The sequence below is a fragment of the Sulfitobacter sp. HI0027 genome, from assembly GCF_001634775.1.
Classification (GTDB): domain Bacteria; phylum Pseudomonadota; class Alphaproteobacteria; order Rhodobacterales; family Rhodobacteraceae; genus Sulfitobacter.
This window is the reverse complement of record NZ_LWER01000108.1, coordinates 14,204-35,324: the sequence shown is the minus strand read 5'-3', so window position 1 is coordinate 35,324 and position 21,121 is coordinate 14,204. Positions and strand designations below refer to the sequence as shown.

At 63.5% G+C, this 21,121-nt stretch carries 23 protein-coding genes; 6 read left to right on the top strand and 17 right to left on the bottom strand.

Going from position 1 to position 21,121, the window contains the following annotated elements; genetic code table 11:
* Nucleotides 1-86: 86 nt before the first annotated feature.
* The 10 genes from ureG to A3722_RS05935 form a co-directional block, all read right to left on the bottom strand.
* Nucleotides 87-731 carry an urease accessory protein UreG gene (gene ureG / locus A3722_RS05980; RefSeq protein WP_067630720.1) on the bottom strand — a complete coding sequence of 215 codons (645 nt, stop codon included), beginning with the start codon at nt 729-731 and terminating at the stop codon, nt 87-89.
* Complete coding sequence (locus A3722_RS05975) at nt 728-1,375, bottom strand: urease accessory protein UreF (protein WP_067630772.1); 648 nt, start codon at nt 1,373-1,375, stop codon at nt 728-730. The genes ureG and A3722_RS05975 overlap by 4 nt, the downstream gene beginning before the upstream one ends.
* Entirely contained in the window at nt 1,368-1,898 is a 531-nt protein-coding gene (gene ureE, locus A3722_RS05970) for an urease accessory protein UreE (protein ID WP_150120355.1), read from the bottom strand. Before ureE ends, A3722_RS05975 begins: the two co-directional genes overlap by 8 nt.
* Nucleotides 1,899-1,908: 10 nt before the next feature.
* Complete coding sequence (ureC, locus tag A3722_RS05965) at nt 1,909-3,645, bottom strand: urease subunit alpha (protein WP_067630722.1); 1,737 nt, start codon at nt 3,643-3,645, stop codon at nt 1,909-1,911.
* The gene (locus tag A3722_RS05960) at nt 3,645-3,950 is read right to left on the bottom strand and encodes an urease subunit beta (RefSeq protein WP_067630724.1); all 306 of its coding nucleotides are present in this window, start codon (nt 3,948-3,950) and stop codon (nt 3,645-3,647) included. Before A3722_RS05960 ends, ureC begins: the two co-directional genes overlap by 1 nt.
* Nucleotides 3,947-4,144, bottom strand: a complete 198-nt coding sequence (locus A3722_RS05955; protein WP_067630726.1) for a hypothetical protein — start codon at nt 4,142-4,144, stop codon at nt 3,947-3,949. The genes A3722_RS05960 and A3722_RS05955 overlap by 4 nt, the downstream gene beginning before the upstream one ends.
* A gap of 9 nt (nt 4,145-4,153) precedes the next feature.
* Complete coding sequence (locus tag A3722_RS05950; RefSeq protein WP_067263701.1) at nt 4,154-4,456, bottom strand: urease subunit gamma; 303 nt, start codon at nt 4,454-4,456, stop codon at nt 4,154-4,156.
* A gap of 1 nt (nt 4,457) precedes the next feature.
* Nucleotides 4,458-5,255, bottom strand: a complete 798-nt coding sequence (locus tag A3722_RS05945; RefSeq protein ID WP_443068638.1) for an urease accessory protein UreD — start codon at nt 5,253-5,255, stop codon at nt 4,458-4,460.
* Between the two features lie 248 nt (nt 5,256-5,503).
* Nucleotides 5,504-6,484, bottom strand: coding sequence for a zinc-binding dehydrogenase (locus A3722_RS05940; protein ID WP_067630728.1), 981 nt, complete (start codon nt 6,482-6,484; stop codon nt 5,504-5,506).
* 11 nt (nt 6,485-6,495) lie between these two features.
* Nucleotides 6,496-7,107 (bottom strand): TetR/AcrR family transcriptional regulator, encoded by a 612-nt coding sequence (locus tag A3722_RS05935; protein ID WP_067630730.1) that lies wholly within the window; start codon nt 7,105-7,107, stop codon nt 6,496-6,498.
* Between the two features lie 175 nt (nt 7,108-7,282).
* On the opposite strand from A3722_RS05935, the gene A3722_RS05930 reads away from it, so the two are divergent.
* Nucleotides 7,283-8,029 carry an SDR family oxidoreductase gene (locus A3722_RS05930; RefSeq protein ID WP_067630732.1) on the top strand — a complete coding sequence of 249 codons (747 nt, stop codon included), beginning with the start codon at nt 7,283-7,285 and terminating at the stop codon, nt 8,027-8,029.
* Between the two features lie 4 nt (nt 8,030-8,033).
* On the opposite strand, the gene A3722_RS05925 is transcribed toward A3722_RS05930, so the two are convergent.
* From A3722_RS05925 to A3722_RS05910, 4 genes are all read right to left on the bottom strand, one after another.
* Nucleotides 8,034-9,482: an FAD-binding oxidoreductase gene (locus A3722_RS05925; RefSeq protein WP_067630734.1), complete on the bottom strand. Its 1,449-nt coding sequence runs from the start codon at nt 9,480-9,482 to the stop codon at nt 8,034-8,036.
* A 12-nt stretch (nt 9,483-9,494) separates the two neighbouring features.
* Nucleotides 9,495-11,201 carry a thiamine pyrophosphate-binding protein gene (locus tag A3722_RS05920; protein WP_067630736.1) on the bottom strand — a complete coding sequence of 569 codons (1,707 nt, stop codon included), beginning with the start codon at nt 11,199-11,201 and terminating at the stop codon, nt 9,495-9,497.
* A 31-nt stretch (nt 11,202-11,232) separates the two neighbouring features.
* Complete coding sequence (locus A3722_RS05915; protein ID WP_067630738.1) at nt 11,233-13,107, bottom strand: TRAP transporter permease; 1,875 nt, start codon at nt 13,105-13,107, stop codon at nt 11,233-11,235.
* Between the two features lie 132 nt (nt 13,108-13,239).
* Nucleotides 13,240-14,199: a TAXI family TRAP transporter solute-binding subunit gene (locus A3722_RS05910; RefSeq protein WP_236627353.1), complete on the bottom strand. Its 960-nt coding sequence runs from the start codon at nt 14,197-14,199 to the stop codon at nt 13,240-13,242.
* Between the two features lie 254 nt (nt 14,200-14,453).
* Here A3722_RS05910 and A3722_RS05905 point away from each other — a divergent pair, with 254 nt between their 5' ends.
* From A3722_RS05905 to A3722_RS05885, 5 genes are read left to right on the top strand one after another with little or no spacing between them, the layout of a single operon-like run.
* Nucleotides 14,454-15,209 carry a FadR/GntR family transcriptional regulator gene (locus A3722_RS05905; RefSeq protein WP_067630742.1) on the top strand — a complete coding sequence of 252 codons (756 nt, stop codon included), beginning with the start codon at nt 14,454-14,456 and terminating at the stop codon, nt 15,207-15,209.
* Nucleotides 15,206-15,991 (top strand): adenine nucleotide alpha hydrolase, encoded by a 786-nt coding sequence (locus A3722_RS05900; protein ID WP_067630744.1) that lies wholly within the window; start codon nt 15,206-15,208, stop codon nt 15,989-15,991. The genes A3722_RS05905 and A3722_RS05900 overlap by 4 nt, the downstream gene beginning before the upstream one ends.
* Nucleotides 15,978-16,679 carry a nickel pincer cofactor biosynthesis protein LarB gene (gene larB, locus A3722_RS05895; protein WP_201721972.1) on the top strand — a complete coding sequence of 234 codons (702 nt, stop codon included), beginning with the start codon at nt 15,978-15,980 and terminating at the stop codon, nt 16,677-16,679. Before A3722_RS05900 ends, larB begins: the two co-directional genes overlap by 14 nt.
* A 3-nt stretch (nt 16,680-16,682) precedes the next feature.
* Nucleotides 16,683-17,399, top strand: coding sequence for a FadR/GntR family transcriptional regulator (locus A3722_RS05890; protein ID WP_067630745.1), 717 nt, complete (start codon nt 16,683-16,685; stop codon nt 17,397-17,399).
* A 27-nt stretch (nt 17,400-17,426) separates the two neighbouring features.
* Nucleotides 17,427-17,741, top strand: a complete 315-nt coding sequence (locus A3722_RS05885) for an NIPSNAP family protein (RefSeq protein ID WP_067630747.1) — start codon at nt 17,427-17,429, stop codon at nt 17,739-17,741.
* 39 nt (nt 17,742-17,780) lie between these two features.
* On the opposite strand, the gene A3722_RS05880 is transcribed toward A3722_RS05885, so the two are convergent.
* The 3 genes from A3722_RS05880 to A3722_RS05870 are packed head-to-tail and all read right to left on the bottom strand — an operon-like array spanning nt 17,781 to nt 21,084.
* Complete coding sequence (locus A3722_RS05880; protein ID WP_067630749.1) at nt 17,781-18,743, bottom strand: 2-hydroxyacid dehydrogenase; 963 nt, start codon at nt 18,741-18,743, stop codon at nt 17,781-17,783.
* Entirely contained in the window at nt 18,740-20,281 is a 1,542-nt protein-coding gene (locus A3722_RS05875; RefSeq protein ID WP_067630751.1) for an aldehyde dehydrogenase (NADP(+)), read from the bottom strand. The genes A3722_RS05880 and A3722_RS05875 overlap by 4 nt, the downstream gene beginning before the upstream one ends.
* A gap of 2 nt (nt 20,282-20,283) precedes the next feature.
* On the bottom strand, nt 20,284-21,084 hold the full coding sequence (locus A3722_RS05870) for an HpcH/HpaI aldolase family protein (RefSeq protein WP_067630753.1): 801 nt from the start codon (nt 21,082-21,084) through the stop codon (nt 20,284-20,286).
* Nucleotides 21,085-21,121: the final 37 nt, after the last annotated feature.

Sequence of the window (21,121 nt, the reverse complement as noted above, 5' to 3'; positions counted from 1 at the left end):
CGCGCTTTGGAATGGTGGGCCGCAGCGGGGCTACGACGGCAGCCGTGGCCCGCATTCCACCCATGGGTGGCGGCTTTCTACCCCGCCTAATCCGCGGTTGCCGTGGCCATAGGCGCAAGGTCCAAGCCGCCCACCTGCGCCAGATGCTCCAGCAGGGCGTCGACCCCTTTGCCGGACTTCAATGCGCAAAAAACCGTCGGCAGGTCTGGGCGCATCCGCGCGCTGTCACGCTGCATGACCTCAAGCGAGGCCCCGACATGGGGCGCGAGATCGGTCTTGTTGATCACCAGAATGTCGGACTTCGTGATCGCCGGACCGCCTTTGCGGGGGATTTCCTCGCCCGCTGCCACGTCGATCACATAAAGCGTCACATCCGCCAATTCAGGGCTGAAGGTGGCCGACAGATTGTCGCCGCCGCTTTCGATCAAGACCACGTCGACCTCAGGGTGGCGCGCGACCATCTCTGTCACGGCGGCAAGGTTGATCGAGGCATCTTCGCGGATCGCCGTATGCGGGCAGCCGCCGGTCTCGACCCCGATGATCCGGTCTTGGGGCAACACCTGCATCCGCATCAGCGCTTCGGCATCCTCTTGGGTGTAGATGTCATTGGTGATCACGCCGATAGACAGCCGATCCCGCAAGGCGCGGCACAGCGCTGCCGTCAGGGTGGTTTTGCCCGCGCCCACGGGGCCGCCGATGCCGACCCGCAAAGGGCCATTGTTGCGTTTCATGTGCGGAAAATCCTCGAATACTGGGTTTCGTGTTTCATGGCGGCGATGTCACCTAGAAAGGCGGTGGAGGAGAGATCGTCGAGCGTGCCTGCTGCCGCTGCCTCGGCAACTTCGAGACAGACCGGCGCGAGCGCGCGGATGACGATCTGCCCCTCGGTCTGCCCCAAGGGGATAAGGCGCATGCCTGCGGTGGCAAGATTGGCGGCAAAGGCGTGTAGGAACATCTCTAGCGTATGGCGCAGGGGCAGCCCTTGCAGACGCGCCGCGCGTCCTACGGCAACCGGATAGCAAAGCGGCGGCAGGTCGACCTGCCAGATCGCGGCACTTGCGCGGGCAAAGGCTTCGCCTTGCAGCACGGTCTCTTTCAACCGTTCAGCAGAGGCGGCAAAGGCGCGGGCCTGCGCGTCGATCTCTGCCGGGTTATCCGCGCGATAGGCCGCCGCAAGAAACAGCGCATCGGCCTGACCCGCGCCGTGCCGCAGCACGCTGGACAGCCAGTCGGCCAAAGCATCTTGATCCGCCACCGCCCCGTCCTGCACCGCCCATTCCAGCCCGTGGCTATAGGCAAATGCCCCCACCGGATAGGAGGGAGAGAGCATCTGCACCAGGGTCAAAAGCGCATCGGCCTGCAGGGTTTCAGCCATGCGCGTGGTCGTGGTGCTGGGCGGGGTCGTGATCATGCGCATGGTCGTGATCATGAACGGCGTGATGGACATGGCCGTGGTCGTGCCCATGGGTGCGCCCATGGCCATAGGCGCCGCCTTCGGGGCGAAAGGGGGCGGTGATCTCTCGCGTGGCGGCACCAATCTGGCCAAGCATCTTGGCGATCACATGGTCGCGCTGGATCACAAGCCGGTCGGCGTCGATCTGGCAGGGGGTATGTCGGTTGCCGATGTGCCACGCGATGCGCGGCAGGTCGGGGCCGGTCACTTCCAGCAGGGCTTCGTCGGCGGCCACCACCTCAACCACGCGCCCGTCGGCCAAAACGAAAGCGTCGCCGTGATCAAGCGAGGTGGTCTGCGCCAGATCGACCAGAAACGGCAGCCCGCCCGCCGTGGTCAGCACCTTGCGGCGCAGAAAACGCCCGTCATAGGTCAGCTCTACCCGGTCACTGGCATCGGACCACGCTTCGGCGCGGCGCATGTCTTGGCAAAGGATGGGGGTCATTTCGGTCTCTTCAAAACAGGAAATAGCGCTGCGCCATGGGCAGCACAGAGGCAGGTTCACAGGTCAGCAACTCACCGTCGGCGCGGACTTCATAGGTTTCGGGGTTCACCTCGACCTTGGGCAGCGCATCGTTCAGCTTTAGATCGCGCTTGCCGATTTCGCGGGTGTTGCGCACGGCGAGGGTTTGTTTGGCAAGGCCAAGCTTGCCGCCCACGCCCGCCGCCTCTGCCGCTTCGCTGACAAAGACCACGGCAGAGTTTTCCACCGCGCGGCCATAGGCCCCGAACATGGGTCGCGAATAGACCGGCTGTGGCGTCGGGATAGAGGCGTTCGGGTCGCCCATTTGCGCGCAGACGATGCTGCCCCCCAAAAGCACCATCTCGGGCTTCACTCCGAAAAAGGCGGGGTTCCACAGCACCAGATCGGCGCGCTTGCCCTCTTCGATGCTGCCGATATGGGTCGAGATGCCATGCGCGATGGCGGGGTTGATGGTGTATTTCGCAATGTAACGGCGGACGCGGAAGTTGTCGTTCTCGCCCGTCTCTTCGGCCAGCCGCCCGCGCTGCTTTTTCATCTTGTCGGCGGTCTGCCATGTGCGGATCAAAACTTCTCCGACCCGGCCCATGGCCTGACTGTCGCTGGCGATGATGGAAAAGGCCCCCATGTCATGCAGGATATCTTCGGCGGCGATGGTCTCTCTCCGGATGCGGCTTTCGGCAAAGGCCACGTCCTCGGGGATGGATTTATCAAGGTGGTGACAGACCATGAGCATGTCGAGATGCTCTTCCAGCGTGTTGACCGTGAAGGGCCGCGTGGGGTTGGTCGAGGAGGGCAGCACATGCTCTTCGCCGCAGATCTTGATGATATCCGGCGCATGGCCCCCGCCTGCGCCTTCGGTGTGGAATGCGTGGATCGTGCGGCCTTTCATGGCCTTTACGGTATGTTCGACAAAGCCGCTTTCGTTCAGCGTGTCGGTGTGGATCATCACCTGCACATCCATCGCGTCGGCGACGTTCAGGCAGCAGTCGATGGCAGCCGGGGTGGTACCCCAATCCTCATGCAGTTTCAGCGCACAAGCGCCCGCGTTGATCTGCTCTTCCAGAGCCGCGGGCTGTGAGGCGTTGCCTTTCCCCGCGAAGGCGAGGTTCATCGGAAAGGCATCTGCCGCCTGCATCATGCGCCCGATATGCCAGCCGCCGGGCGTGCAGGTGGTGGCCAATGTGCCATGCGCGGGGCCGGTACCGCCGCCGAGCATGGTGGTTAGCCCCGAATGCAGCGCGTCTTCGATCTGTTGCGGGCAGATGAAATGGATGTGGCTGTCAAACCCGCCTGCGGTCAGGATGCGCCCTTCGCCCGCGATCACCTCGGTGCCCGGTCCGATGATGACATCGACCCCCGGTTGCGTGTCAGGGTTGCCCGCCTTGCCGATCTTGGCGATGCGCCCGTCTCTCAGCCCCACATCGGCTTTGTAGATGCCGGTATGGTCGACGATCAGCGCATTGGTGATGACCGTGTCCACGGCCCCGCCTGCTCGGGTCACCTGCGACTGGCCCATGCCGTCGCGGATCACCTTGCCGCCGCCGAATTTGACCTCTTCGCCATAGGCGGGGGCGTTTTGGCCGCTGCGTTCGGTGGTCAGGTCGCGCTCAACTTCGATGATGAGGTCCGTGTCAGCCAGCCGCACCCGGTCGCCCACCGTGGGGCCGAACATGGCGGCATATTCACCGCGTTTGATCTGTGCAGGCATCAGAGGTCTCCCATCACCGCGCTGTTAAAGCCAAAGATCCGCCGCGCCCCGCGGATCGGGATCAGCGATACCTCACGGCGTTGGCCGGGCTCGAACCGCACAGCGGTCCCCGCTGCGATATCAAGCCGGTGCCCCCGTGCCGCCGCGCGGTCAAACTCAAGCGCCGGGTTGCTCTCGGCGAAATGGTAGTGGCTGCCCACCTGCACCGGGCGGTCACCGGTATTGGCCACCATGAGCGTGATCGCCTCGCTGTCGGCATTCAGGGTCAGCAGGCCCGCCGCCGGAAAGATCTCTCCGGGGATCATGCTTTTGCTGTTTTCAGGTGGCGCATGGCAAGGATCAGGCCCGACAGCACAAAGGCCAGCCCGGCGACAATATAGACCGCCAGCGATCCGTCACTCTCTGCGCCATGGCCATGGGGGAGAGGCGCTGTATGGGCAAAGGCCGCCATGGCAAGCGATATGAGCGGCAGGGCAAGAAGGGGGGCAAAACGCGGCATGAAATGTCCTTATCTGATGGGGTTGTGCACGGTGACCAATTTGGTTCCGTCGGGGAAAGTGGCTTCGACCTGCACTTCGGGGATCATCTCGGCCACCCCCTCCATACAGTCGTCTCGGGTGATGACATGGGCACCGGCCTGCATCATATCGGCCACGCTGCGCCCGTCCCGTGCGCCTTCGACCACGGTGTCGGTGATCAGCGCGATGGCTTCGGGATGGTTCAGCTTGACCCCCCGCGCAAGGCGCTTGCGGGCGACCTCGGCGGCCATGGAGATCAGCAGTTTGTCTTTTTCTCGCGGGGTCAGTTGCACGTCAGGTCATCCATGATCGGGGGAGGGTGTCACCGCTCAGTTCGCCCAAGATCGGGACGAGCGATTGTCGAAGGTCGAAACTGTCTGCCCCGAGGATCCGCGCGACCAGCAGGTCAGGGCCGATCAGACTGGCCCCGGCGTTGGCGGGCAATTGGCTGCGGAGCCGGGCCAGCCGCGCTTCGGCATCGGGCGCGACATAGATAATCGTGGCGAGGGCGCCCGCGCCCGCCGCGATATGAGGGGCCGCCAGATGGGCGGTGACATCGCCGCTAAGCGTCATCGCGTCGTGAAACAGCGGGCGGCCCGCGCGGCTGACCTCGATCCGGTCGCGGAAATGGGCCTGTCGAAGGGTTTCGCCCATGGCGGCGCGGCCAAAGACCAGCGGCTCAACCAGCAGGAGGGAGGCATCTTGCGCCAGATCGACCGACAGCCGTCGCCGCAGCGCGCACCCGTCATAAAGGATCGTCTCTTGCGGCAGCCAATGCAGCGTCGCGCCGGAGTCTACGGCGAGGGTGTTGCGCAGGTTTGCCACTTGTCCCGGTTGCGCGCGATAGGCGCGTTCGGCGGCCTGCGTGGTGAGGCTGAGCGCGGCCTTTGCCTCTGCCCGGGCGGTCATGGCAAAACTATCGCCGCCCGTGATGCCACCTGCGGAATTGATAATGATCGCTTGCAGCATCGCGGGGTCGGGGCGCGGAAACAGCAGCTTCATCGCGCCCGATTGCCGCAAATCCCCCAGTGTCGAGCCACCCCGCGCGGCCTTGGCCGAGACCATCGCCGCACCGATCGCGCGCGGCTGCACCGGGGTCGCTTGGGGGCTGTTTATGCTGGTGTCGACGAGAATGAGAATGGCTCCGCCCGGAAATGTATGATGATTTTTTAATCACCATAGAGACGGGGGAGAGTCATCGCCGAGGCGGTGCAGGGCCGCCAGTGCGCTGCGTTTGCCCAAATAAAGGGCGGAAATTCGCGGATGTGTCGTAATCTTGGGCGGTGCAAGAATGGCGCGGCGGCCCCGCGTTGAGGGCCGCCGCTGTCGTCAAATCCCGATCAAGGGCGCAGCATGACCTTGCCGCCACGGCCCGTGGTCAGTGCGGCCTTCATCGCCTCGGTCACCTCGGCCAGCGGGTAGATGCCGCCTGTGTCGAGGGGAAGCTGCCCCTTCGCGGCGAGTTGCACCAGCTCACCAATCAGACGGCCCCGCGTCTCAGCCGCCATGTCACCACTGACACGCGAGCCCCAGAAGCCTTTGACGGTGATGTGCTTCATGATCAATTCGCCCGAGGACATGGAAAGCGGTTGGCCCGTCGCCGTGCCGAAGACGATCAATTCGCCATCCTTGCCCAGAAGCTCGATCAGTTGACCGCCCAACTCACCGCCGACCGAGTCGATGGCCGAAACCGCGCCGTCTTTGCCGATCAACTCGCGCGCCTTGCTCTGCCAATCCGCATCTTCGGTGGAAAGCACGTTCTCCGCGCCGGTATCGCGCATTTCTTCGGCGGCACCTTCGCGGCGGACGAGGTTCAGCAGCTTGATACCGCGTGCCTTGGCCAGACCAACCATGATCTTGCCCACCGCGCCGTTGGCGGCGGTTTGGATCAACCACTCGCCTTCGCCGACCTTCAGGGTCTCCAGCAGGGACAGGGCGCTGAACGGCATGGCGATCAACTGCGCACCGGCCTCGTCCGAGATCGCCTCGGGCAGGGGCAGCAGGCCTGCAGCGGGGGCGGTGAAATACTCAGCCCATGCGCCGTGGAACCCGGCCGCCGTGACCCGTTTGCCGATCAGCGCTTCGTCAACGCCTTCGCCCACAGCCTCGACGATGCCGAGCGCTTCGGAGCCGCCGATGGCACCGGGCAGTTCGGGCTTGTAGCCATAGTTGCCGCGCACGGTCCAAAGGTCGTGGTTGTGAATGGGCGACAGCACCATGCGCAGCAGCGCTTCGCCAGCGGCTGGCGCGGGCTTGTCGGTTTCGCGGGTGGTCAGAACCTCGGCGGGCTCGCCGAATGTGTCGTGGATGGCAGCGAACATGCTGTTTCCTTTCAGGTTGGGAATTGGCCCCCAGTGGGGGAGAGTTGGGCAGAGGTTTCAGCGCGGGCCATGCGCAGGGCTGCATCGCTGCGCGCCAGTTTGGCCAGCACCGCCGCGCCGAGCCATTTGGCATAGAGCATGCGGGCGGTGGTTTCGGGGTCAGACAACGCACGAACGGTCCCATCCTCTGCGCCTTGGCGCAGCAATTGGGCAATCCGGGCGACCAATGCGTCGACACCCTGGTCCAGCGTTTCGCGCATCGTCTCCGACAGGTCGGCGACTTCGGATCCGAGTTTCACCACCAAACAAGCGCTGGCGATCCCCGGGGCGCTGGATTGGCTGAGCCATGCATCCCAAAAACTGTCGAGCTTGTCGCCCGCCGTTCCCGGGGCTGCAATCAGCGCATCGACACGGGCGAGATAGGCCTCGACGTAGTCGGCCAACATCGCGGTGCCGAAAGCCTCTTTCGACGCGAAGTAATAGTAGAACGAGCCCTTGGGCACGCCGCTTTCGCTCAGAATGCGCGACAGGCCAACGCCAGAGAACCCGTGCCGGAGCACGAGGCTACGTCCGCTGTCTAAAATGCGTTGCCGCGTCTGATCTGCTTTCTTTGCCTCTGTCATGAGGGGCATCTATAAAATAATAGACCGGTCGTCTAGTGCGCTCGCGTGAATGTGAGGCGGGCAAGTTCGATAGTGCATCATTTTGGAAAACGGCGGAAAAACCTATTCTTGCGTATTCATATATATTAGATTCCAAGCAGCGGCCTCAGGACACCAAAACGGATGGAATGGTAAGATGAACCAAAAGATTGCTCTGATCACAGGGGCCGGGAGCGGCGTCGGCCTCGCCTGCGCGCAGCGGTTGGCGAAAGACGGTTTCACTCTCGTTCTCACCGGGCGGCAACAGGATAAGATCGACGCCGCCTGTGCTACGCTTGACGGGCAGGGGCATATCGCCGTGGCTGCGGACGTGGGGGTTGAGGCCGATGTCGACGCGCTTTTCGACAGAGTGGAGGCGACCTTCGGGCGGCTGGACCTGCTGTTCAACAATGCCGGGCGCAATGGTCCGGCGGTTGAGGTGGACGACTTGAGCGTCGCGGAATGGAACGACATCGTCGCGACCAATCTGACCGGGTCATTCCTCTGCGCCCGCGCGGCCTTCGCCTTGATGAAACGCCAAAGCCCGAAAGGCGGGCGGATCATCAACAACGGCTCGATCAGCGCCCATGTGCCGCGCCCCCTCTCGGTGCCCTATACGGCAACGAAACACGCGATCACCGGGTTGACCCGTGCGCTGTCGCTCGACGGGCGCGCGCATGACATCGCTTGCGGGCAGATCGACATCGGCAATGCGGCCAGCGAGATGACGGAGCGGATGGCAGACGGCATCCTGCAACCCAACGGCAGCCGCATGTCCGAGCCGCGCATGGATGTGAACGACGTGGCCGAAACGCTGTCATACATGGCGAAGCTGTCGCTCGACTCCAACGCCATGTTTGTCACCGTGATGGCCACCAAGATGCCATTTGTCGGGCGCGGCTAAGCCGTCAAAGCACCTTGCCCGGGTTCATCAATTGGCCCGGGTCGAGCACGGCTTTGATCTGCTCCATCAACTCCAGCGCGACCGGGTCCTTATAGCGGCGAAGTTCGGCCCGTTTGAACGTGCCGATGCCATGCTCGGCTGAGAATGAGCCGCCCATCTGGTGCACGATATCATGCACGATCCGGTTGAAGGCATCGTATTCGGCAAGGAACGCCGCATCCGCCATATCCACCGGGCGCGACAGATTGAAATGCAGGTTGCCGTCGCCGAAATGGCCAAAGGGGCAGGGGCGCAGTCCGGGCATATGTTCCATGCATGCTTGAGTCGCCTCGCGGATGAAATCAGCCACGCGCGAGACCGGCACGGATACGTCATGCTTAATCGACGCGCCCTCAGGCTTTTGCGCCTCCGACAGGTTTTCCCGCAGCGCCCAAAGCGCGCCCTTCTGCGCTTCCGATGCGCCGATCACGGCGTCGATGATTTCTTCCGCCTCAAACGCTGCTTCCAACGCCGCCTCCAGCCGGGCATCAAGGTCGGCCTGCGCGCCATTGCCGGTGAGTTCGAGCAGGCAATAGGCCGGATGCGCCTCTGCCATCGGGTCGCTACAGCCGGGCGCGTGGTCGATCACCATTTGCAGGCCAAGCCGGTCGATATATTCAAAAGTCGAGAGCGTGTCCGCCGTTTGCCCACGCATCCGGGCATAGAGCGCCAGCGCCAGGTCGGGGCCGGTGCAGGCCACCAGCGCCGTGGCGCGGGCGGTGGGCTTGGGGAAAAGCTTGATCACCGCTGCCGTGATGATGCCAAGCGTTCCTTCGGCCCCGATAAAGAGGTGTTTAAGGTCGAAACCGGTGTTGTTTTTACGCAGCCCGCCCAGATCATTCAGCACCCGGCCATCGGGCAGCACCGCTTCGATCCCCAGCACCAGATCGCGGGTATTGCCATAGCGCAGCACCGCCGTGCCGCCCGCGTTGGTCGAAAGGTTGCCGCCGATCTGGCAGGACCCTTCGGAGGCGAGCGACAGCGGGAAGAGCGCGTCGACCTCATCCGCCGCCGCTTGGATATCGGCGAGGATACAACCCGCCTCGACCGTCATGGTGGCGTTGGTCGGATCGACCCCCCGAATGCGGTTCAGCCGGTCAGTCGTGAGGATGATCCCGCCGTCCGGCACGCCGCCCCCCGCCAGACCGGTGTTGCCGCCCTGCGGCGTGACCGGCACCTCGGCTGTATGGCACAGGCGCATGCAGGCGGCGACCTCCTCGGTGGAGCCGGGGCGGATCAGCGCCAGCGCGGTGCCGCGCCGCAGCCCGCGATCTTCGATCAGCCGCGCGTCAAAATCCTTGGCGTCGGTCACGACATGGGCGGCACCGATGGCTTGGCGCAGATCGTCGAGCAAGGCGCCATGGTCTTGCCCGTCCGTTTCGGGCGCGCGGCGCGGCGCGGTCAGAGTGGTCATCTGGGTCATCCTTTAGCGCTGGTCGGCGTCGACTTTTTTCTGGGCCGCCGCGCGCAGCTTGCTGATCGTGGTGCGGGTCGAGATTTGCTCGGGGTCGGTTACAAGCTCGATCAGGGCCGGGCGGCCACTTTCGCGGGCGCGGGTGAAGGCGGCGGCGAAATCCTCGGTCTTGGTCACCCGTTCCGCATGAGCGCCCAGCCCCTCGGCCATTTTGACGAAATCTTGGTTCTGCAGCGTAGTGCCCGAGATCCGTTCGGGGTGATCGCGTTCTTGGTGCATGCGGATGGTGCCGTAAATGCCGTTGTTGAACAGCAGGACAATGGGCCGCCCGCCATATTGCGCGGCGGTGGCCAATTCATTGCCGCTCATCATAAAGCCGCCATCGCCGACGAAGGAGAGCGTCAGGCGCTCCGGCTCGGCAATCGAGGCCGCGACGGCGGCGGGCACGGAATAGCCCATCGCACCACAGGTCGAGCCGACAATCCGGCCCGGACGGCCAAAGCGCAGGAACCGTTGCGCCCAGCCGGTGTGGTTGCCCGCGTCGAGCGTGACCACTACATCATCGGGCAGCTCATCGCGCAGTTGCGCAAGGGCCACCCCCATGTCGAGATCCCAGTCGCCGCCATTGGGCGCTTCGGTATCGGTGAGGTAATCGGCGTGGAGTTTCTCGCACCATGCGTCCCATGCCTCAGCGCGGCCCAGATCGACACCGTCCAAGGCGGCAGCGACTGAAACGGGTGCTGCGGCAATGCCCAGATCTGGCGAATAGACCCGCCCAATCTCATCCGCGTCGGGATAAAGGTGCACCAGCCGGGTGTCGGGGTTGGGCGATTGCATGGTGGTGTAGGTCTTGGTCGTCATCTCCCCCAATCGTGCGCCGATCACCACGAGCAGATCCGCGTCGCGTTGATGGGCGTAGAGGCTGGGCGCGGTAGAGGTGCCGAAATCGCCTGCATAGACGGGCGAGAGGTTGTTGACGATGTCCTGCCGCCGGAAAGAGGTGGTGACGGGGATCTTGTTGGCCTCGGCAAAGCGCGTGATGGCCGCGGCACTTTCATCCGACCAGCCCGAGCCGCCGAGCAGCAGCAGGGGCCGTTCGGCCTGCGCGATCTCGGTCTTGAGCATGTCGAGATTGTCAGGCGACAGCCCAGCATGGGTCGCCGTATAGGGCCGCGCGTCGGCGACGGAGACCACCTCGGTCAGCATGTCTTCGGGCAGGGAGATTACCACCGGACCGGGGCGGCCCGAGGTCGCCACGCGGAAGGCGCGGGCCATATATTCCGGCACCCGCGCCGGGTCGTCGATCTGCGTGGCCCATTTGGCGATGGGGCCAAACATCGCACGGTAGTCGACTTCTTGAAACGCCTCGCGGTCGGTCGTGTCGCGGGCGATTTGACCCACCAGCAGGATCATCGGCGTGCTGTCTTGTTGCGCGATATGCACGCCGATGGCCGCGTGGCAGGCACCGGGGCCGCGGGTGACCATGCAGATGCCGGGGGTGCCGGTTAGTTTGCCATAGGTCTCAGCCATATTGGCGGCCCCGGCTTCGTGCCGCGCGTTGATGAGGGTGAAACGGTCCTGCACATCATGCAGCGCATCGAGCACCTCAAGATAGCTTTCGCCGGGCACGCAATAGGCGGTGTCGGCACCGTGGATCAGCAGTTGATCCACAAGGACCTGTCCGCCGGTCCGCGCCTTGAGGGAAGTTTTTTGCAGCATGGAGAAGGCTCCGTTTCGTTCGTTCTAAGATTTAAGTATGTGTGGCGGCTTGGCTTTTCGGGCTGGGGTTCCGGGCCTTTTGGAAGGCCAGGATAACGCCCGCGATGACAAACCCCGAGGCGGTGAGCCGCAGATCGGGATAAATCAGCAGCAAGGACGCCCCGAACAGCACCACCGACAGCATGTTGGACAGTCTGCCAAAGTAGTAGCGCTGCAAGGCGGCGGCCAGCAGGATGACGCCAATGGTGGCCTGCAACAGGACCAGCGTGATCTGGGTGACCGAACCCTGCATCAGGATCGCCGGTTCATAGACGAACATGAAGGGCACGATAAAGCCGGTGGCACCGAGTTTCACCGCAGCCCAACTCGCCTCGACGATCTTGGCGTGCGATAGGGTGTTGGCCGCATAGACCGCCATGGCGACGGGGGGTGTGATGGCCGACAGGATGGCGAAGTAGAACACAAAGAGGTGCGCCGCTTCGACCTGAACGCCCAGTTTCACCAGCGCCGGCACCAGCAGGGCGACCTGCACGATATAGGCGGGTGTTGTCGGCATCCCCATACCAAGGATGATGCCCGCGATCATCGACAGGAACAGCGCGATGACCAGCGTGTCTTGAGCCGCTTCGATCACAAAGTTCGAGAAGGTGAGGCCAAGGCCGGTGATGTCGATCACGCCGACCACGATGCCCGCACAGGCACAGGCCGCGGCAATCGCCAACACGTTGCGCGCGCCGCCCTCAAGCGCTTCGAGGATGTTGTCGATGGTGACGTAATGCCGTGTCGTCTTGCGCAGGGCCGCGACCGGCACGACCGAGATGATACCGCAAAGTGCTGCATAGGGTGCAGAGTAGCCCATCATCAGCACGCCCACGATAATCGCCAACGGCAAGAACAGGTGGCCGCGTTCAAGCAGCACGATTTTCAGCGGCACTTGATCCTCTTTCGGGACCGAGCCGATGCCCTTGCGCTTGGCCTCAAAATGGACCGCCGCGAAGAGCGCGACATAGAACAGAACCGCGGGGGCCAGCGCATATTTCGCGACCGTCAGGTATCCCACGCCGAGATATTCCGCCATGACAAAGGCCGCAGCCCCCATCACGGGGGGCATGATCTGACCGCCCGTCGACGCCACGGCCTCTACCGCGCCCGCGAAGGCGGGTTTGAACCCCATGCGTTTCATCAGCGGGATAGAGAAGGTGCCGGTCGTCATCACATTGGCCACGGCAGAGCCGGAAACCGAGCCGAAGAGGCCGGAGGTCACGCAGGCCACCTTGGCCGGGCCGCCAACCTGACGCCCGGTAAGCGCCACAGCGAAATCCATAAAGAGTTGGCCCACGCCCATCCGCTCTACCAGAGAGCCGAACAAGATGAACAGCACCATATAGGTCGCCGATACCGCAATCGGGATACCGAAGATGCCTTCGGGCGTCATGAACAACTGCTCAAGGATCACCGAAGGCAGCGTCGAGGTGAAGGCCAGACCGTAGCCGAGAAACAAAAGAGCGGTGATGGGCAGCATCGGCCCAAGCATCCGGCGCGTGCCCTCCAACAAGAGAACAACCAGCGTGATGCCCACCACGATATCCATCGGCATTAGCGGGTCAACGTAGAGGAACCGTTGCGTGATGTAATTAAGGTTGAACGACGGATAAAGTGCAGCGCCCGCAGCCACGATACCGATCACCACGTCATACCAACTTGGCACATCGTTGCGCAGACCTTTGCGGTCGACGGTCAGAAAGATCAGCAAAAGCGCGAGAGCGACGTGCACGCCGCGCATGATATAGGGGTTGGGCGGGCCAACGAAGGCGACGTAGAGATGCCACACAGCCATACCGACCAGGATCAGCCTTGCTATACGGGTAATCAGGGGCATCTTGTCCAGAAAGATCGACAGTTGCATGGGGGTTCTCGCGTCTAGAGTGGAAGGCGGCCCTTATGCGTCATCGCGCGGGATGCGCGGGGCAGGGCCTTTAGGGGTCTAGGTCGGACGGAGCGCATGGCCCCGGCCGACCCGTTTCTCGTCGGGGGTGGATTACATCCCCGAGACGCCACGCTCTGCGTAGAACTCTTTCGCGGCGGGGTGGAAGGGCACGCCGATGTCGGTGGCCATTTCCTCAACCGTCAGGTCAGCCATGGATTTACTGATCGCGGCAAAGCTGTCGTTGTTGTCAGCAATCGCGCCGAGCACCGATTTGATGATCTCACCGTCATAGTCGCAGGGCGCGACCATATGGGTGTCGTAGCTGATCGCGTGCACGGTCTCATCGAAACCGGGATAGGCGCCCGCTTTGACTTCGCGACGCTGGAAGGCGGCGTTCTTGTCCTTGAAATAGGCAAAGGTCTCTTCGTCCACGTCGACCAGACGGATTTTGCGCGAGGATGCCAGATCCATGACCGAACCGGTCGGCAGCGACGAGCCAAGGGTGAAGAAATCAGCCTGACCGTCTTTCATCTGCGAAGCAGAGTCGGAATAGGACGTGTTGGCCACGCTATCAAGATCATCGAACGTCATGTCAGCAGTCGACAAAAGCTCGCGCGTCAGGAATTCGCCGGTGTTGCCAAGCTGTTGCGTGGTCAGGCGTTTGCCCTTCATGTCGGCGATGGTCTTGATGCCGGAATCCTCAAGCGCGACGATCTGGAAATACTGCGGATAGAGAATGCCAAGGTTGCAGACATTGGTGGTCGCCTTGCGGAAAGGCTCTTTGCCCGACAGGCTGTCCACGGTTGAGATCGAGTTGGCGAATGCGATGCCAAAGCGGCCCGCGTCCACGCCGACCACGTTCGACACGCCCGCGCCTGGCGTGACGGTGATGTCCATATCGGGGTTCTCACGCTCAACAATCGCCTTGATCGCGCCGCCCACGGGATACCACGACCCGCCCTGCTGGCCGGTGGCCATGACAAAGCTCTGCGCATGTGCGGCGACGCCGGCGACGGTGAAAAGGATGGTGGCCGCGGCTGTGCGGCGCAGTAATTTCAACATTGGTGACATAGAAACTCCTCCCGAGTTTTAACTGTGTATCGGCAGTAACTGGATGGGTTCCGGGCTCCCCCCTGACATCCTCTTGCCGTAGGACCGCAGACTGCGGGGGAATCGTCAGCCTGTCAATTAAAAATACAAATTTAGGGGGATTCCCTCTTACTTGTAATGTTGTATTCTGGTTGTAATGCAACGAATGGCCCTAGTTACTGATTATTGACAGCTTGTCATACAGGTGCTCCAATCGGCGAAAGGATGTTGTTATCATGACTGGAAATCTTCAGGCGACTGCGCCCCTCGTCGATGGTGCGACGCTCAGCGATCAAGTGACGGAAGTCCTGCGCCATAATGTCGTGAACGGCATCTGGGGCGTGGGCGATGTGCTGCCGTCGGAAACCACCTTGGCCAGCGATTTCGATGTCAGCCGCACCGTGATCCGGGAGGCTGTCTCGCGGCTCAAGGCGGAAGGCATGCTTTCCAGCCGGCAGGGGCGTGGGGCATTTGTGGCCAGTGATCGGCCCCGGCAGGGCTTTGCGATTCCTGAGCGGGATATGGAAAGCCAGCGTAAGCTTGAGCAGATCCTAGAGTTGCGCATGGGGCTTGAGATCGAAGCCGCCGCCATCGCCGCCGCCCGTGCAACGCCCGAAGCCTGCCAGGAGATCCAGCGCGCCGCCGCCGCCTATGACCAAAGCAACAAAATCGGCGGCCCCGCGGTTGCGAGTGGGGTCAGCGCCGACCTCGCCTTTCACCGCGCGGTTTGTGAGGCGACCGGGAACAGCTATTATCTCAGCCTTTTCAACTACCTTGTCGCCAGCCTGCGCGAGACGATGCTGGCCGGGCGTTTGCAAGCATTGAAACGCGGCGGCGAAAGCCGGGACGCCATTCAGGAGCACTATGACATTGCGGCCTCTATTGCTCAGGGCGATGCCGAACGGGCGCGCCAGCGGATGCGCGACCACCTTCAAATGTCGAGCGGGCGTCTCTTGGCGCAGCTCAAGACAGAGGATGGATTGGGCGAGTGACGGTTCCTGCCGCGCTCCAAGCCGCCCTCGCGCGGCCCGCATCGTTGACCATCGCGCTTAGCGGGGGGATCGATAGCCTCACCCTCTCTGCCGCCGCGGCCAAGGTGCGGGGGGCGGAGGGGGTTACGCTTTGCCACGCGGTTTCGGCCGCGGTCCCTTCGGCGGCGACAGCGCGGCTGAAAGACTTTGCAGCCGCTTGGGGCCTGCCACTGAAACTGGTGGATGCGGGCGAATTCGCCGATCCGTCCTACCGCGCCAACCCGGTGAACCGCTGCTATTTTTGCAAGTCCAACCTCTATGGCACATTGGCGCGGATGGGGCCGTTGGTGGCGGCGGGCACCAATACCGACGATCTGTCAGACTACCGTCCCGGTTTGCAGGCGGCGGCAGAGCATGGCGTGCTGCACCCGTTCGTCGATGCGCAGATGTCAAAAGCCGATGTGCGCGCCTTGGCCCGCGCGCTCGGGCTGGGGGAACTGGCGGAACTGCCCGCGGCCCCCTGTTTGGCCAGCCGGATTGAGACTGGCCTGCGGGTGGAGCCTGTGGACTTGGCGGTGATCGACCGGGTCGAAACCTTGCTGCGCGCGGCGTTGGGCAATATCACCCTGCGCTGCCGGCGCTTGCGCGGGGGCTGGGTGGTGGAGCTTGATCCGCCTCTCTATGAAGGTCTTTCCGCGCAAAAGCGCGCGGCGATTTTGACGCAGGTCCGGCGGGCCACGGATGACGGGCGCGCGGTTGATCTGCGGGCCTATTCAAGGGGAAGTGCATTTGTCCATCAATGAGAAAGGCCCCGACGGGCATCCAGACGTGACCTTTGACCGGGGCCGCGGCGGGCGCATCGGCATCGAAGAGGCCGTGCTGTGCGAGCATAAAGCGGTGGCGCAGATTGCCGCGATCATCGGCGATGCGGCAGCGGAGGGCCGGAGGCTGTTGCTGACCCGGCTGTCGGCAGAACAGTTTGACGACTTGCCGGACAATCTGGCCCAATCGGTCGATTACTGCACCGCCTCGCGCACCGCCATTCTAGGAGAGATCGGGCCTTTGGCCCGCGATCCCCGCATCGCCCTCGTCAGTGCAGGCACCTCTGATTACGCGCCCATGGCCGAAGCGCGGCGCACGCTGGCCTATGGCGGCATGGACGCGACCGAAGTGTCGGATGTAGGCGTGGCCGGGCTTTGGCGTCTGCTCGCGCGGGAAGAAATGCTGCGTGAAATGGATGTCGTGATTGTCTTTGCCGGGATGGACGCGGCGCTGCCGTCGGTCGTAGCCGGGCTTGTGCCGGGGGTGGTGATTGGTGTGCCGACCTCCGTGGGCTATGGTGTGGCCCGCGGCGGGAGGGTCGCGCTCGATTCGATACTCGCCAGCTGTGCGCCGGGGGTCACGGTGGTGAACATCGACAACGGCTATGGGGCTGCGACTTCGGCGTTGCGACTGGCCAATATGATGCGCCGCGCCGCGGCGGGAGGGTAGCCGGTGACAACACCGAAACTAAAGATCAAGAAACGCCAGACATTGGCCGACCAGCTTTACGGGCAGGTGCTTGAACAGATCGTGTCGAACAAACTCGCCCAAGGCGAAAAGCTGCCGTCGGAAAACCAGATCGCCACAGCCTTTGGCGTGTCCCGCCCCGTGGTGCGCGAAGCGCTGCGTAAATTGCAAGAGGACGGGCTGGTCGAGGCGCGGCGCGGCGTCGGTACTTTTGTGCGGCGGCGGCCGTCGGAAAAGCTGATTGAATATGCCACGGCGGGGTCGGTTGCCGGGCTGATGCGCGCGATGGAGGCGCGGATCACGATCGAAAAGGCCACCGCGCATATGGCCGCGCAACGGGCCGGCCCCAAGGATATCGCCCGGATCGAGGCAGCCTTGCAGGCGCTGGAGGCATCCATGCAGGCGCGCGATCCGTCTTTTGACGCCGATTACCAATTCCACCGCGCCATCGCGGCGGCCTCGGGCAACGAGGTCTTCGTGCAAATGCTCGACTGCGCCCGCGGATCCATCGAACAGGGGATCGACGTGGCGCAAAAACTGACCCGCCAAGGCTCGCAAGCGCGGATCGACGTGGTGATCAATGAGCACCGCCAAATCCTTGAAGCGATCCGTGCGGGCGACAGCGAAGCCGCGGGCGTATCGATGGCCTATCACCTGTTGCAGGCGCGGGCCCGGATCACCGACCACGCCGGTATCGCATAACGCCACCCCCCCCCGAAAGGCCCCTTTATGATCTACGACCACCGCACCTATTTCTGCCGCCCCGGCACGATCAAGAAACACCTCGCGCTCTATGCCGAATTCGGCTTTCCCGCGCAGAAACGCATCCTCGGCGCGCCACTGATCTACGCACAGGTCGAGACGGGGGACGTGAACTCCTTCGTGCATATCTGGGCCTATCAGGATGCCGCCGACCGGGCGGCGCGCCGCGCGCAGATGGCGGCGGACCCTGAGTGGCAGACTTACCTCAAGAAAAGCGCCGAGGCGGGATATCTGGTGCGCCAGACCAATAAGATCCTCATGCCCGTTCCGCTTGAAGGCTAAGCGGCGGCCCCGGCCTGACAAGTCAGGCCGGGGCATTGTTCAACTAACGATGCAGCTTTCGTCGATCCCGCGCCCTTCGTGGAAAGCGCGGATGTTGCTGGCCCAATGGCCAACCATGCGTTTGAGGTTATCCTCACTGTGGCCGCCGATATGGGGCAGGGGCAGGACGTTTTCGAGGCGTAGAAGCGGGTTGTCTGGCTCGACGGGCTCTTCGGTGAAGACATCCAAGGCCGCCCCGGCGATACGTTTGTGGGTGAGCGTGTCGATTAGGGCCGCCTCATCGACCAGCCCGCCGCGCCCGGTGTTGACCAGCAGGGCGTCGGATTTCATCTGCGCCAGTTCCGGCGTGCCGATGGTGTGGTGCGACGCCTCCGTCAGCGGCATGTGCAGGCTGACGATATCGCAGGTCTCAAGAATTTCGTCGCGTTCGGCATAGCGCGCGCCAGTGCCTTCGGCTGGCCCCGAGCGGCGGTAGTAGAGCACCTCGCAGTCAAAGCCCGTCAGCCGTTTCGCCACGAGTTGCCCGATGGCCCCAAAACCGATCAGCCCGACCTTTTGACTGCTGAGGTCCCGCGCGCCGGGGACGATTTCTGGCACGATCCACTTGCCCGCGCGGGTGTTGTTGTAATGCAGCGGGATGCGGCGCAGGGCGGCGATCATCATGCCGATAGTGAGATCCGCAATGGTGGGGGCGTTAACACCGGGGCTGCGTGCCACGGTCACGCCCATTTCCTTGGCCAGATCCACCGGGATCTTGTCATACCCGGTGCCCCATTGATGCACGAGGCGCACGCTATCGGCCCCGCGCAGAACCGAGGCAGGAAGCCCCCGCCCGCGCGGAACGATATAGGCGGCACCTTTCACCGTCTCGGCAAAATCCTCTTCGGAATAGGACGCCGCAAAGCGCAGGTCGAGCCCATCGGCATAGCCGCGCACTTTGTTCTGCATATCCTCCGGCATCGCGTCGAGCACGGCGACGGGGCCGATCAGATCGCCGCTCATGCCGAAGCCCCGCGCAGGTCTTCGGGCAGCAGCGCATCGGGCAGGTTTTGGTAGGACACGGGCCGCAGGAAGCGGCGGATCGCCATGGTGCCGACGGAGGTCGCGCCGAAGTTGGTGGAGGCCGGGTAGGGGCCGCCGTGCACCATGGCATCGCAAACCTCGACCCCGGTGGGGAAGCCGTTCACCAGCACCCGGCCCGCTTTCCGTTCAAGGATCGGCATCAGCGCCTTGGCGGCTTCGGTGTCGCCCTCGTCCATCTGGAGTGTCGCGGTTAACTGGCCTTCGAACCCTTTGGCAAGCTCTTGCATCTCATCGCCCGACGAGACCCGCAGCACCAGACCCAAGGGGCCGAAGACCTCTTCCCCAAGCGCGTGGTCTTGCAGGTAGGTCTCGGCGTCGGTTTCAAAGAGGTTCGGCTGGGCGCTGCGGCCTTCGCTGTCAGTGCTCAGCAGCGCGCGCACGGCGTTGCGGCCGGTGAAACGTTCCTTGCCATCGCGGTAGGCTTTGGCGATGCCATCGGTCAGCATGACCTGCGGGCCGACCTGTTCCAGCGCCTCTTTTGCGGCAGCGACGAAGGCATCGCCCTCCACGCCCTTGGCCACGACCGCGATGCCGGGATTGGTGCAGAACTGCCCCGCGCCCATGGTCAGCGACCCGGCCCAGCCCGCGCCGATTTCCGCACCCCGATTGCGGGTGGCCTCGGCCAGAACGAACATCGGGTTGACCGACCCCAACTCGCCGAAAAACGGGATCGGCTCGGGGCGTTGCGCGCAGAGATCGAACAGCGCGCGGCCCCCACTGAGGGAGCCGGTGAAGCCGACGGCTTTGATCAGCGGATGCTGCACCAGCGTCTGGCCCACCTCACGGCTGTTGGCATGGATGAGGGAAAAGACACCGGGGTGAACGCCGCATTTCTGGATCGCGGCATGGATCGCTTCGGCTACGATCTCTCCGGTGCCGGGATGAGCGGAATGGCCTTTCACGACGACCGGGCAGCCCGCCGCCAGCGCCGCGGCGGTGTCACCGCCCGCGGTGGAGAAGGCCAGCGGGAAGTTCGACGCGCCGAATACCGCAACCGGGCCGATGGGGCGTTGGATCATGCGGATGTCGGGGCGGGGCATCGGTTGGCGGTCTGGCAGAGCACCGTCAACACGACGATCCAGATGCGCGCCTTTGCGAATGTGATCGGCGAAGAGACGGAGTTGCCCGGTTGTCCGCCCCCGTTCGCCCTGAAGGCGGGCGGTGGGCAGGCCGGATTCCCGCGCGCCGACTTCGGTGATGATCTCGGCGCGGGCCTCCATCTCATCCGCGATGGCATCAAGGAAATCGGCGCGGCTCTCGCGGCTGGAATAGGCGTAGGACCAAAAGGCATCCTCGGCGGCTTCGCAGGCTTGGTTCACATGGGCAGGGGTGCCGCTTTGGAATTGGTCGCTTTCGCCGGTGGCGGGGGAATTGGCGAAGGTTTCCCCGCCGCCGACCCATTCGCCTGCGATCAAGTGCTTGCCGTGGGGGTGAAATGTCTTGCTGTCAGCGCTCATGATCAATCCTTATCGGTTTGCTGTGTCAAAGTGGGGGAGGGCTGCGCCATAGTTTGCACTAGCGCATCCATCTGCCGCGTGAGCAGCCAAGCGTCGCCCGCGATGGCGACGAATTCGATACCGTTGTCAAAGTAGCGGCGCGCCAGATCGGCGCCGTAACCAAGGATGCCCGCAGGCAGCCCGGCGGCGTGAATTGCATCGACCGCTTCGCGGATCTTTTCTTGGACATCGGGGTGCATGGGGTTGCCGGTATGGCCCATCGCCGACGACAAATCGCCCGGCCCGATAAAGATCGCGTCCACGCCGGCCACGGCGGCGATGGCGGGAATTTGGTCGACCGCTTCGGGGGTCTCGACCTGCACGATGACGCATTGCGCGTCTGTATATGTGCTCAGGTAATCCGTCTGCCGCGCGTAGTTATTGGCGCGAATCGTAGCCGAGATGCCGCGCAGCCCTTCGGGCGGGTAGCGGGTCCATGACACGGCGCGGCGGGCGTCTTCGGCGTTTTGGATCATCGGGAGCATCAGATTTTGCACGCCGATATCCAGCAGCCGTTTGGTCATGGTCTGGTCGGATGAGGGCATTCGCACGACCATCTGCGCATCGGGTGCCGCACTCGTAGCGGCGCGCAGATGATCGGTGATCTGGCTTAGGTCATTCGGCGCATGTTCCATGTCCAGCAACAGCCAATCGATCCCGCTGCCCGCGGCGATTTCTGTCACCGTAGGAGAGCAGAGCGAGAGCCAAAACCCCGACAGACGACTGCCGGGCCGGAGCGTTTGTTTCAGTGTTTTTCCCGACATTTTCGCAACGCGCCCCTCAAATGGTATCGACAATTGG